An 11,445-nucleotide genomic window follows, 5' to 3' on the forward strand; every position below is an offset into this window, starting at 1 on the left:
GGAATAGTAGAGGACCAGCCAAGTCCAGTCACGAAATCAGATTCAGCGGCTCTCGTACCACCCGCAGGGACTGCGGCCCTTCATCGTCAACTGGGACGCGACGGCCGCGGCCTTCATCCAGTGGCTCCACCGCGACCTGCTGCGCACCGGCGACGCCGAGACCCGCCGCCTGCTCGACGAGCTCCTCTCCTATCCCGACGTCCCGCGCCGGTGGCGGACGCTCGACCTCGACGCCTCGACGGCGCCGTTCCTCGCCATCGAGCTCCGGAAGGGGGACGTCCGCTTCAGCTTCTTCACGATCCTCGCGAGCCTCGGGACGCCCTACGACATCACGCTCCATGAGCTTCGGGTCGAGTGCTTCTTTCCCGCCGACGAGGCGACCGCGGAGGCGCTCCGCCGCCTGACGTAGCTCTCCGCGTCCGTGCTAGGCTCCTCCCTCGGCCCCCGATGCCACACTTGGTGCACGTCCTCGCGCTCAGCGCCGCGCTCAGCTCGGCAGCCGCGACGATCTTCGTCCGGCAGGGCCTCCGCGGGAGCGACCCGTACACGGGCGTCTGGATCAACCTCGTGGTCGGCACCGCGGGCCTCTGGGTCGGTGTTCTCCTCACCGGCGGGCTGGGCCACATGGCTCCCGCGGGGATCGCCTTCTTCGTCCTCGCCGGCCTGATCGGCACGGTCGGCGGCCGGCTTTCCAGATTCGTCAGCATCGAGAAGGTCGGCGCCTCGATCGCCGCGGCCGTCATCAACTTGCACCCCCTCGTCGCCTCCGGCCTGGCCATCCTGCTGCTCGGCGAACGCGTCACCGCGCCGATCGTGGCGGGCACGGTGGTGATCGTCGTGGGCACGGTCCTGCTCTCCCTCGGCGGCAGGCGCCTCGGGTTCCGTCCGTGGCAGCTCGCGCTGCCCCTGCTCTCGGCCGCGTGCTTCGGCGTGGTGGCGGTCCTCCGAAAGCTCGGCCTGAGTCAGATGGGCCCGGTGACGGGCTCGGCGATCAACGTGACCACGGCCCTGGTCGCCTTCAGCGCGTTCCTGCTGGCCGCGGGGCGACGCGACGCCATCGCCTGTCGCGGCCGGAGCCTCGCTCACTTCGTGGCCGCGGGCGTCGCGGAGAACGGCGCGGTGTTCATGAACGTCGTGGCGCTCAGCGTGGGCTCGGTGAGCGTCGTCGCTCCGCTCTACGGGGTGGCGCCGATCTTCGTCCTCCTCCTGTCGCCCCTCTTCCTCCGAGGCCTCGAGACGCTCAGCGGCCGGGTGATCCTGGGAACGCTCCTGATCGTCCTCGGCGTGTGCCTCATCACGGCGCTCTCCGGGCGCTGATAACCGCTTGTTGACAAGTGGAATGTCTTGTAAAGTGTGGCATCCTTCGTTCGAAACCAAGGGAGGAGAGACGATCATGAGTCGTAAGCGTCCCTCGCTTGCCCTCACGCTCGGTTCGATCGCGCTGCTCTCCCTGACTCTCCTGGTGGCGGACCTCTCCGCCGCGCAAACGCCGAAGCGCGGCGGCACGCTTCGGGTCGCCTACGGCAACGAGATCTTGGGTCTCGACTTCCACACCGTGCCGGGCTACGAAATGATCTGGGTCGCGACGAACGTCGGCTGTGGGCTGATCAGTATCACCCCCGACGGCAAGTTCGTCCCCGACGCCGCCGAATCGTGGCAGATCTCGCCCGACGCTCTCCTCTACACGTTCAAGCTCAAGAAGAACGTTCTCTTCCACGACGGCACCCAGGTCGACGCCGCCGTCGTCAAGTTCAACATCGACCGCATCATGGACCCCGCGACCAGATCCAGCATGCGGACGTTCTACGAGGCGGTGCATTCGGTCGAGGTGCTCGATCCGTATACCGTGCAGATCCGACTCAAGCATCCGTACGCGTTCATGATGCACATGCTGGCCGCGTACCGGATGGGGCTCGTGCTTTACTCGCCCGCCGCGACGCAGAAGTACACGGCCGAGGAGCGGAGGGCCGGGAAGCCCGAGGCGGTCGTCGGATGCGGGCCCTTCAGGCTCGTCGAGTGGGTGAAGGGAGTCCATCTCGTCATGGACCGCTTCGACAAATACTTCGAACCGGGAGTCCCCTACTTGGATCGCGTCGTGATCCGCGTGATCAAGGATCCCGTCACGCAGATGGCCGCGTTCAAGGCCGGCGAGATCGACTTCATCGCCGACTTCTCGGCCGATCACGTCGACATCCTCAGGGCGCAGAACCCGCGCGCCCAAATCATGACCGGGAAAGAGACGACACCGATGGTCGCGATGATGAAGGTCACGGTGCCGGCTGATGGGAAGCCCATGTCGAAGGATCGCGCGCCGCATCCGATCTTCAACGATCTCCGGGTGCGCAAGGCCGTCGCGTGCTACGGCATCGACCGCAAGGAGATCGTCAAGATCGCCTTCAAGGGACACGCCACGCCGTGGCTCGGGATCATCCCGCCGGGCACGCTGGACACCGTCGACGTCACCCCCATGTGCCCCTACGACCCGGCCCGCGCGAAAACGCTGCTGGCCGAGGCCGGCTACGGACCGCAGAAGCCGCTGACCTTCGAGCTACTGACCAACACCGAGAAGTCTGTGTTCAACGTGATCGTCACGGTGATCAAGGAGCAGATGGCGCGGATCGGCGTGACCGCGAACATCCGGCTCGTTGACAAGCCCAGCTGGTTGACCACGACCACGCAGGACGGCCCGTTCGACATGTACGTCGAAGATCTCGCGTCCCTCTTGACGGTGGACCAGAACACCTACCTGTCGACCACCACCGCGGCCTGGAACCACTCGCGTCACACGGACCCCAAGGTCGACGAGTACTACACCCGCTACGCGCGCGAGATGGACCAGGCGAAGCGCAAGGCCATCGCCAGGGAGTTCCAGGAGTTCTCCGCCGACAAACTCTACTGGAACACCATCTCCGGCTCGCCGTTCTACCAGATCGCGCAGCCGTGGATGAAGGGCTACGTCTACCAGGCCGAGTTCAAGGTTCACTACAAAAAGGTCTGGTTGGACAAGTAGTCGATGCGCAGCTACGTCCTGAAGCGTCTGCTCCAGATCGTGCCGACCGTCCTCATGATCACCCTCGTGGTGTTCGTGATGATGCAGTCGGTCCCCGGCGACCCGGTCGTGGTCCTGCTCGGCGACGCCTACACCGAGGAGGACGCGATCAAGGTGCGCGAAGAATACGGCCTGAACAAACCGATCGTGGTCCAGTACTCCATCTGGCTCGGCAAGCTCGTTCGGGGGGACTGGGGCATCTCGATCCTCAGCGGGCGTCCCGTGCTCCACGACGTGCTGGTCCGCTTGCCGGTCACGCTCGAGCTGATCGTCCTCTCGATGGGCGTGGCGCTAGCGATCGCGATCCCCGCCGCGATCATCGGCGCCCTGCGCCAGAACACCTGGGCCGACTACACCGCGACGACGACGGCCATGATCGGGGTCTCCATTCCCGAGTTCTTCATCGGTGTCCTGCTCCTGCTGGTCTTCTCCATCGGCCTGGGCGGGCTGCTGCCCAGCTCGGGCTGGGTGTACCTGCCCGGGACCTGCCCCATGATGGTGTGCGGGGTGAGCCTCTGGGGCAACTTGCAGCACGTCCTCATGCCCGCGCTCGCGCTCGGCGTGGGGCGCGCCGCCATCCTCACGCGGCTGCTCCGCGCCAGCATGCTCGAGGTCATCCGGACGGAGTACGTCACGACCGCCCGCGCCAAGGGCGTGGGCGAGCGGAGTGTCGTGTTCAAGCACGCGCTGAAGAACGCCCTCATCCCGACCGTGACCGTGATGGGGCTCCAGGTCGGCTTCCTCATCGGGGGCGCGATCGTGGTGGAGACCCTCTTCGCCATGCCCGGGCTCGGCACCTTCGGCATCGACGCCATCATCGCGCGCGACTACCAGCAGGTGCAGGGCTTCGCTCTCATCACTGCCGTCGCGTTCGTCGTCATGAACCTGATCGTCGATCTGACCTACACGTTCCTGGATCCTCGCATCCGGTACGCCTGAGGAGACCATGGCCGACGGTGGCGACGCGCTCCGGACGAAGCCCCGGCCGATCAGCGGAGGAAGCCTGGGCGAGGCCGACCTCCGGGTGGCCACCGGAGTCGCCTGGCCGGCGCGCGCGAAACCTGCGGAATCACCGCTGGCGCAGGGGCTGCGCAGGCTCCGGCGCAGCACGACCGCGCTCGTGGGCGCGGGAATCGTCGGCGCCCTGCTGGTGGTGGCGATCTTCGCAGACGTCCTGGCGCCCAGGAGCCCGATCACCAGCGACCAGACTCGCACCTTCCAGCGCCCGAGCTGGGATTACCCGCTCGGCACCGACCAGCTCGGGCGCGACATGCTGAGCCGTGCCATTCACGGCAGCCGGATCTCGCTGCTCGTGGGCGTGTCGTCGGTGCTGCTCGCGCTCTTCGTCGGCGTGCCGTTCGGGATGATCGCCGGGTACTACGGCGGCCGAGTGGACACCGGCATCATGCGGGTGATGGATCTCATCCTCGCGTTCCCGATCTACCTCCTGGCCATCATCCTCATGGTCATCTTCGCGCCGACGGCGGGGCTGCTCGGCACCATCAAGGTGACGGGCGCTATCGCCATCGTGCGAATCCCGATCTACGCGCGCCTCGTCCGCGGCAGCGTGCTCTCCGTCAAGGAGAAGGAGTACATCGAGGCGTGCCGCGCGCTCGGCGTGCGGGATCCCTGGATCCTCTTCCGCCACGTCCTCCCGAACTGCCTGGCGCCCATCATCGTGACGACGACGCTCGGCATCGCCACGTCGATCATCGTGGAGGCCACGCTGTCCTTCCTCGGCCTCGGGACCCAGCCGCCCACGCCGAGCTGGGGCTGGGACCTCAAGGCCAACGTGGCCTTCATCCAGGACAACGCCTGGCTGTCGCTCTTTCCCGGGCTCGCCATCTTCGTCACCGTGCTCGGCTTCAACCTCTTCGGTGACGGCCTCCGCGATGCGCTCGATCCTCGACTCAAGTAGCTTCGGCTCCACCCCTCGACCGAAAGACAACCCGAACGACGGGAGACCGCAGATGACGATAACGGCAATTCGGATGCTCCCCTGGGCCCTCGTGACGCTCCTCGTGCTCGGCGCCGGCGCCGGCCCCGCCTGGGCGCACCACCGCCCGAACAACGAGGTGCTCATCGGCGGCGCGATCTCCATGACGGGACAGTACGCCGAGCCCGCCGGCCGGAACGTCAACTCGATCAAGCTGTGGGTGGACGACGTCAACGCCCGCGGCGGCCTGCTCGGTCACAAGATCGTGCTGCGCCTGCTCGACGACAAGTCCGACACGCAGACGGCGATCAAGCTCTACGAGAAGCTCATCACCGATGACAAAGTCGACCTGGTGCTCTGCCCGTACTCGAGCGGCATCACCGAGGCCGTCTCCAACGTGACCGAGCGCTACAAGATGCCGCTCGTCGCGTACGGCGCCTCCGCGAGCACGATCTGGGAAAAGGGGCGGCGGTACATCTTCAACATCGTGGCCGTCGCCGAGGACTTCCAGAAGGGGGCGGTCCACCTCGCGAGGCAGATCGGCGTGAAGCGGATCGCCGTCATCGGCCAGGACAGCCTCTTCCCCCGCCAGTCGGGCAAGGGCGTCAAGGACTGGGCGAAGAAGCTCGGCCTCGAGGTCGTCCTCGACGAGAACTATCCGCCGAAGCAGACCGACTTCACCGCGCTGCTCGAGAAGATCAAGGCCGCGGGCGCCGAGGCGATCTTCTCCAACAGCTACTTCGCCGACGCCGCGGCCCAGCTCCGCCAGATGCGCGAGCTGAACCTGAACTTCAAGCTCTTCTCGAGCACCGTGGGGCCGGCGCTGCCGAACTTCCCCGAGCAGCTCGGCGCCACCGCCGACTACATCCTGGGCTTCAGCCTGTGGGAGCCGCTCCCCGCCGTGCTCGGCTATACGGGCATGAAGGAGTTCATCGAGCGGTACGAGAAGCGTTACGGCGAGAAGCCCAACTACCACGCCGGGGCCGCCTACGGCGCGCTCCAGGTCACCGAGGCCGCTGTCCGGAAGGCGGGCGGCTTCGACAGCGAGAAGCTCCGCGACGCCATGGCCACGATCGACGTGCAGACGATCTTCGGCCACTACAAGGTGGACGCCAGGGGCATGAACTCCCACGAGGGCATCACCTTCCAGATCCTCCGCGGGCAGCGCCGGGTCGTCTGGCCCGAGAAGTGGGCCGAGACCAAGGCGGAGCTGCCGATGCCGGAGTGGAGCAAGCGGTAGACCCGACCTAGCGCGTGGAGCGGTCCGAGGTCCGGCGGCTCTACTTGCTGGCGGCGTTCCTGGTCTGCGCGTACGCGCTGCCGTTCGTCGTGGGCGCCTGGGCCGGCACCGTCCGGTTCGACGAGCGCTGGCTGGCGAACCTGGCCACCGTCGTCATCGCCGGCGTCATGCAGGGCGGCGTCTACGCGATGTTCGCGGTGGGGCTCACGCTGATCTTCGGCGTGATGCGCATCATCAATGCCGCCCACGGCGAGATGGTGATGCTGGGCGCCTACCTCACGTGGGTCTGCTTCTTCTACCTGGGCGTGGACCCGCTCCTGTCCATCGTCCTCACGCTGCCCGTCGCGTTCCTGTTTGGGCTGGCGATGCAGAAGCTCCTGCTCGACGCAGTCGTCGGGCAGCCCGAGCTCACGGGGCTCCTGATCACCTTCGGGCTCGGGCTCGTGATGATCTACACCGTGGAGCTCGTCTTCACCACGGATTTCCGCACGATCCCCTACGCCCCGGGCACGGTCCAGCTCACCTCCACCATCGCCGTCGGCCAGAACCGGGTGATCAGCTTCGTGATGGCGCTGGTCATCACGGCCGCGGTCTACGTGTTCCTCCAGCAGAGCCGGCTGGGCAAGGCCGTCCGCGCCACCGCCGTGAACGCCGAGGTGGCGATGGTGTGCGGGATCAACGTGCGGCGGGTCTACCTGCTCACGACCGGCCTGGCCGTGGCGCTGGCCGCCGCGGGCGGGGCGCTCGTGTCCATCCAGTTCGGGTTCAACCCCGAGACCGGCGTCGTGTACACGCTGCAGGCCTTCGCCATCATCATCCTCGGCGGGCGCGGGAACTACGTGGGCGCGCTCATCGGCGGGCTCATGCTGGCGGTGCTCGAGAACCTCGTGTCCCTCATGGTTCCCAACGGCACCGCGATGGTCGAGCTGGCCTCCTACGGCCTGATGATCTTCGTCCTGCTGATCCGGCCGGCCGGGCTCATGGGCCTGCGGGAGGACTGAGCGGCGCGATGGGGCGGCACGAGCACGCGCGGAACCTGGCCCTCCTCGGCGCCCTCGGGCTCGCCCTCGGGTTCCTGCCCCCCATGCTCAGCGTGTACCTGCGCTCGTTCGCGCTCTTCACCATGATGTACGTTGTCCTCGCGCTCTCCTGGAATATCATCAGCGGCTTCACCGGCTACACGTCGTTCGGCCACGTGGCCTTCTACGGCATCGGCGCCTACGCCTGCGCCATCCTCGTGACCGACTACGGCTGGCCCTGGCTACCGACGCTCGCGGTGGGCGCGCTGGTGGCGGCGGTGGCCGCGGTGGCACTCGGCTATCCGGTGCTGCGCCTCAAGGGCCCCTACTTCGCCATCGCCATGCTCGGCGCGGCCGAGGGCACCCGCGTCGTCGCCACGGTGTGGGACGGTCTCACCCACGGCGGGCTCGGCATCAGCCTGCCGAGCGCCGAGACCTCGCTGCCGACGTACTATGCGATGCTCGCGCTGATGGTGGTCACCATCGCGGTCACCTACGCGATCGGGCACTCCCGGTTCGGCGTGCGCCTCAACGCGATCCGCGAGGACGAGGTGGCGGCCGAGGCGCTCGGCATCGACACCACACTCTACAAGCTCGCGGCCTTCACGCTCTCGGGCGTGTTCCCGGCTGTGGCGGGCGGCATCCAGGCCTACAAGGTCCTCTACATCGACCCGCCCTCGGTATTCTTCGTGCAGATCACGATCGCGATGGCGCTCATGTCGATGCTCGGCGGCAAGGGCACCGTCATCGGCCCGATCGTCGGCGCCGTGATCCTCTACACGGTGCAGGAGCTCACGTGGGTGAACTTCCCGACCGCCCACCTGATCGCGTATGGGCTCTTCATCGTCCTGGTCGCGCGCTTCATGCCGCGCGGCCTCGTGGGGTTTGCCATCGACCGCGGCTGGGCCAGGAAGGGGATGGTCCACTGACGGCGCCAGGCTCGGACGACGTCGTCCTCGAGGCGCGCGACCTCAGGAAGTCCTTCGGCGGCGTCCGCGCCGTGGACGGGTGCAGCTTCGCCGTGCCGCGGGGAAAAATCTCCGGGCTCATCGGCCCCAACGGGTCGGGCAAGACGACGACGTTCAACCTGCTCACGGGGCTCGCGTCGCCGGACGGCGGCGCCGTGTTCTACCGGGGGGAGAACCTCGTCGGGCTCAAGCCCCACCAGATCTTCCGCAAGGGCATCACGCGGACCTTCCAGATCACCCGCGTCTTCCGGGAGATGACGGTGCTCGAGAATATGCTCTCGGTGGTGGGGCCGGGCGTGCCCGATCGGGTCGCCCGCGCGCGGGCCGACGAGCTGATCGCCTTCGTCGGGCTCACGCACCTCCGCGCCGAGTACGGCGGGCGCCTCTCCTACGGCCAGCAGAAGCTCCTCGAGTTCGCCCGCGCGCTCATGACCGATCCCGACCTCATCCTGCTCGACGAGCCGGCGGCCGGTGTGAACCGCACGCTCCTCCAGCACCTGCTCGACCACATCCACCGGCTCGAGGCGCAGGGCAAGACCATCCTGATCGTCGAGCACGACATGAACGTCATCATGAACCACTGCGCGCAGATCTTCGTGCTGGACTACGGGGTGAAGATCGCCGAGGGGCCGCCCGCCGAGATCCGACGCGACGAGCGGGTCATCGAGGCCTACTTCGGCCGCCGGCGCGCCGCGCCCGCCCGCTGATGGCGCTGCTCGAGTTCCGCGACGTCGAGGCCGGCTACGGGTCGATCCAGATCCTGCACGGCGTCTCGCTCCACGTGAACGCGGGCGAGGTGGTGGCGGTGGTCGGCCCGAACGGCGCGGGCAAGTCGACCACCTTCAAGGTGATCATGGGGCTCATCACCTACCTCCGGGGCGAGATCGTGTTCGACGGGCGCAGCCTGATCGGCCGGCGCCCCGACCAGATCCTCGGCCTCGGGCTCGGCTACGTCCCGCAGGGGCGCGTGGTCTTCGGCCCGATGACCGTGCGCGAGAACCTCGAGATGGGGGCCTACCTCGAGCGGGACAAGGCGAAGCTCGCGACGTCCATGGACTACGTCTTCAGCCTCTTTCCCCGGCTCGGCGAGCGGCGCCGCCAGCTCGCCGGCTCGCTGAGCGGCGGCGAGCAGCAGATGCTCGCGATGGGGCGCGCCCTCATGATGCGCCCGAGGATGATGATGCTGGACGAGCCTTCGCTCGGGCTCTCCCCACGCTTCGTCGACGACGTGTTCGACACGATCGTGGGGCTGGCTCGGAACGGGCTCACGGTGATGCTGGTGGAGCAGAACGCGGCGCGTGCGCTCGAGATCTCCGATCGCGCCTACGTCCTGGAGCTCGGGCAGAACCGCTTCGAGGGCACGGGCCAGGAGCTCCTGGAGAATCCCGAGGTCAGGCGCATGTACCTCGGGGGCGTCACTTAGTCACGCGCGCGACGAAGGACTCCACCTGGGCGATCGGGATCGCCAGGTTGATGTTTTCGGCGTCCTTCCGGCGGGCGGTCACCACTCCCAGCACCTGGCCCTCCTTCGTCATCATCGGCCCGCCCGAGTTGCCGGGATTCACCGGTGCCTGGGTCTGGATGAAGCTCTGCCGCACGCCGCTGACGATCCCGGTCGTGAGCGTCCACAGGAGATTCAGGGGGTGTCCCACGACCAGCACCTCCTCGCCCGTGCGCACGCTGTTGAGGGGCGCGTGCTGGAGGCGCTCGACGCCCGCGGGGACGTTCCGGACCATCAGGACCGCGATGTCCTGACCGGCGTCGGACGCGACGATGGTGGCGCGGCGAACCGCGCCCCGGAACGCCCGACACCACGCGCTGGCGGTGTCGTGGCAGCCCTTCACGCGCGTGAGGTCGAACTCCTCCTTCGCGAGCTCGTCGTCGTAGAAGACCACGAGCACGAACGTGTCGTCGTTCAGGCGGATCGGATTCTCCACGACGTGATGATTCGTGACGAGCAGCGCGGACGTCCCCTGAATCCCGACGACGTACGAGCTCCCGGTGCCGTCCGCGGCGATCACGAACGGCACGGCCCGCGCCGCGCGCTGGTAGACGTCGGGCAGGCCGCGGGCCCGCGATGGGCGACGCGCCGCGCGGCGACCCGCGAGCGCGTCCGCGAGGCGGTTCATCTCCTGGGCGCTGATCTCTTCCTGAGCCGCCAGCGGACGCGGCCGCGGGATGGGAAGAACGATCAGAAGACCGATGACGACGAGCGACGCAGCGATTCGGCGCATGTCAGCCCCTCCGCGAAAGTGGATCACCCCTCCAGGCTACAGGATACGATCTTCTACGGTCCTCCGGACCCGGTCAGCCCATGGATGAACCGGTCGAGGACGACGTTGAAGAGCAGGGCCGCCGGCACGCCGACCAGTAGCCCGCCCGCCATCAGCGCGCCCCAGAAGTAGATGTCTCCGCGGATGAGCATGGTCGGTAGCCCCACCGTGACGACCTTCTGATCCACGGGAGACGAGAGCACCACCGCATAGAGGTACTCCTGCATCGACAGCGTGAAGGCGAAGATGGCCGTGGTCGCGATCCCGGGCGCGCTCAGCGGCACGATGACCCGCACCAGCCCGCCGATCAGGCCGCACCCGTCGATCCAGGCCGCCTCCTCGATCTCCGGCGGCACGGCGCGGAAGAAGCCGAGCATGAGCCACGCGCAGACCGGGATCGTGAGCGTCGGGTAGACGAGGACCAGAGCCCACCACGAGTCGAACAGCCCGAGCCTGGCCACCACGTATGCGAGCGGGATGAAGAGGACGATCGGCGGCACGAGGTCGGTCATGAAGATCGCGATGCCGGTGCCCCCGCTGCCGGGGAGGCGGAAGCGGGCGAGGGCATAGCCGGCCGGCACCGCCGTCACCAGGGTGATCGCGACCACGCAGATCGATACGAGCGCCGTGTTGACGACCCACGTGCCGAACCAGGTCTGCGTGAACAGGAGGTGGAAGTGCTTGAGGGTGGGCGGCTCGTAGAACCAGAACGGGATCGAACGCATGGAGTAGAGATCCCGCTCGTCCTTGAACGCGGTGATCACCATCCACAGCACCGGGAACAGCGCGATGAACAGGAACGGCGCCAGCCCCGCGTAGATCAGGACGCGCCGGACAACCGGGAGCGCTCGACGCCGAGAGTTCAGCATGTCGGCCGCCGCCGCGGCGGGTGCCGGCCATTGTCTCCAGGCGCGAGGCCGAACTCAAATCGCGCACGCCGGCGTGACGCGAACGGTCTTG

The 11,445-nt window shown here is 67.6% G+C and carries 12 protein-coding genes; 9 read left to right on the top strand and 3 right to left on the bottom strand.

Features of this window, described 5'->3' with window-relative positions:
• Nucleotides 1-28 precede the first annotated feature (28 nt).
• Nucleotides 29-340 carry a hypothetical protein gene (locus VKG64_06650; protein HKB24718.1) on the bottom strand — a complete coding sequence of 104 codons (312 nt, stop codon included), beginning with the start codon at nucleotides 338-340 and terminating at the stop codon, nucleotides 29-31.
• 119 nt (nucleotides 341-459) lie between these two features.
• On the opposite strand from VKG64_06650, the gene VKG64_06655 reads away from it, so the two are divergent.
• From VKG64_06655 to VKG64_06695, 9 genes are all read left to right on the top strand, one after another.
• Nucleotides 460-1,317 carry an EamA family transporter gene (locus VKG64_06655; GenBank protein HKB24719.1) on the top strand — a complete coding sequence of 286 codons (858 nt, stop codon included), beginning with the start codon at nucleotides 460-462 and terminating at the stop codon, nucleotides 1,315-1,317.
• Between the two features lie 76 nt (nucleotides 1,318-1,393).
• Nucleotides 1,394-3,010: an ABC transporter substrate-binding protein gene (locus VKG64_06660; GenBank protein ID HKB24720.1), complete on the top strand. Its 1,617-nt coding sequence runs from the start codon at nucleotides 1,394-1,396 to the stop codon at nucleotides 3,008-3,010.
• A gap of 3 nt (nucleotides 3,011-3,013) precedes the next feature.
• Nucleotides 3,014-3,988 (top strand): ABC transporter permease, encoded by a 975-nt coding sequence (locus VKG64_06665; protein ID HKB24721.1) that lies wholly within the window; start codon nucleotides 3,014-3,016, stop codon nucleotides 3,986-3,988.
• Nucleotides 3,989-3,995: 7 nt separating this feature from the next.
• Nucleotides 3,996-4,967, top strand: coding sequence for an ABC transporter permease (locus VKG64_06670; protein ID HKB24722.1), 972 nt, complete (start codon nucleotides 3,996-3,998; stop codon nucleotides 4,965-4,967).
• A 52-nt stretch (nucleotides 4,968-5,019) separates the two neighbouring features.
• Nucleotides 5,020-6,225 carry an amino acid ABC transporter substrate-binding protein gene (locus tag VKG64_06675; protein HKB24723.1) on the top strand — a complete coding sequence of 402 codons (1,206 nt, stop codon included), beginning with the start codon at nucleotides 5,020-5,022 and terminating at the stop codon, nucleotides 6,223-6,225.
• 14 nt (nucleotides 6,226-6,239) lie between these two features.
• The gene (locus tag VKG64_06680; protein HKB24724.1) at nucleotides 6,240-7,226 is read left to right on the top strand and encodes a branched-chain amino acid ABC transporter permease; all 987 of its coding nucleotides are present in this window, start codon (nucleotides 6,240-6,242) and stop codon (nucleotides 7,224-7,226) included.
• Between the two features lie 8 nt (nucleotides 7,227-7,234).
• A complete protein-coding gene (locus VKG64_06685) occupies nucleotides 7,235-8,173 on the top strand; it encodes a branched-chain amino acid ABC transporter permease (GenBank protein ID HKB24725.1) in 939 nt (312 codons plus the stop codon).
• A gap of 71 nt (nucleotides 8,174-8,244) precedes the next feature.
• On the top strand, nucleotides 8,245-8,919 hold the full coding sequence (locus VKG64_06690) for an ABC transporter ATP-binding protein (GenBank protein HKB24726.1): 675 nt from the start codon (nucleotides 8,245-8,247) through the stop codon (nucleotides 8,917-8,919).
• Entirely contained in the window at nucleotides 8,919-9,635 is a 717-nt protein-coding gene (locus tag VKG64_06695) for an ABC transporter ATP-binding protein (GenBank protein ID HKB24727.1), read from the top strand. Before VKG64_06690 ends, VKG64_06695 begins: the two co-directional genes overlap by 1 nt.
• Here VKG64_06695 and VKG64_06700 read toward each other — a convergent pair.
• Both VKG64_06700 and VKG64_06705 read right to left on the bottom strand, forming a co-directional pair.
• Nucleotides 9,628-10,446 (bottom strand): trypsin-like peptidase domain-containing protein, encoded by an 819-nt coding sequence (locus VKG64_06700; protein HKB24728.1) that lies wholly within the window; start codon nucleotides 10,444-10,446, stop codon nucleotides 9,628-9,630. The two genes, VKG64_06695 and VKG64_06700, sit on opposite strands and share 8 nt — an antisense overlap.
• Before the next feature lie 53 nt (nucleotides 10,447-10,499).
• Nucleotides 10,500-11,354, bottom strand: coding sequence for a carbohydrate ABC transporter permease (locus VKG64_06705; protein HKB24729.1), 855 nt, complete (start codon nucleotides 11,352-11,354; stop codon nucleotides 10,500-10,502).
• Between the last annotated feature and the right edge of the window lie 91 nt (nucleotides 11,355-11,445).

Source organism: Candidatus Methylomirabilota bacterium (assembly GCA_035260325.1).
Taxonomy (GTDB): domain Bacteria; phylum Methylomirabilota; class Methylomirabilia; order Rokubacteriales; family CSP1-6; genus AR19.

Excerpts from the sequence above, each read along its gene's own strand:
- VKG64_06650 (HKB24718.1), bottom strand. The coding sequence starts at position 340 with ATGGAGCGTGATGTCGTAGGGCGTCCCGAGGCTCGCGAGGATCGTGAA.
- VKG64_06660 (HKB24720.1), top strand. The coding sequence starts at position 1,394 with ATGAGTCGTAAGCGTCCCTCGCTTGCCCTCACGCTCGGTTCGATCGCG.
- VKG64_06665 (HKB24721.1), top strand. The coding sequence starts at position 3,014 with ATGCGCAGCTACGTCCTGAAGCGTCTGCTCCAGATCGTGCCGACCGTC.
- VKG64_06670 (HKB24722.1), top strand. The coding sequence starts at position 3,996 with ATGGCCGACGGTGGCGACGCGCTCCGGACGAAGCCCCGGCCGATCAGC.
- VKG64_06675 (HKB24723.1), top strand. The coding sequence starts at position 5,020 with ATGACGATAACGGCAATTCGGATGCTCCCCTGGGCCCTCGTGACGCTC.
- VKG64_06685 (HKB24725.1), top strand. The coding sequence starts at position 7,235 with ATGGGGCGGCACGAGCACGCGCGGAACCTGGCCCTCCTCGGCGCCCTC.
- VKG64_06695 (HKB24727.1), top strand. The coding sequence starts at position 8,919 with ATGGCGCTGCTCGAGTTCCGCGACGTCGAGGCCGGCTACGGGTCGATC.
- VKG64_06700 (HKB24728.1), bottom strand. The coding sequence starts at position 10,446 with ATGCGCCGAATCGCTGCGTCGCTCGTCGTCATCGGTCTTCTGATCGTT.
- VKG64_06705 (HKB24729.1), bottom strand. The coding sequence starts at position 11,354 with ATGCTGAACTCTCGGCGTCGAGCGCTCCCGGTTGTCCGGCGCGTCCTG.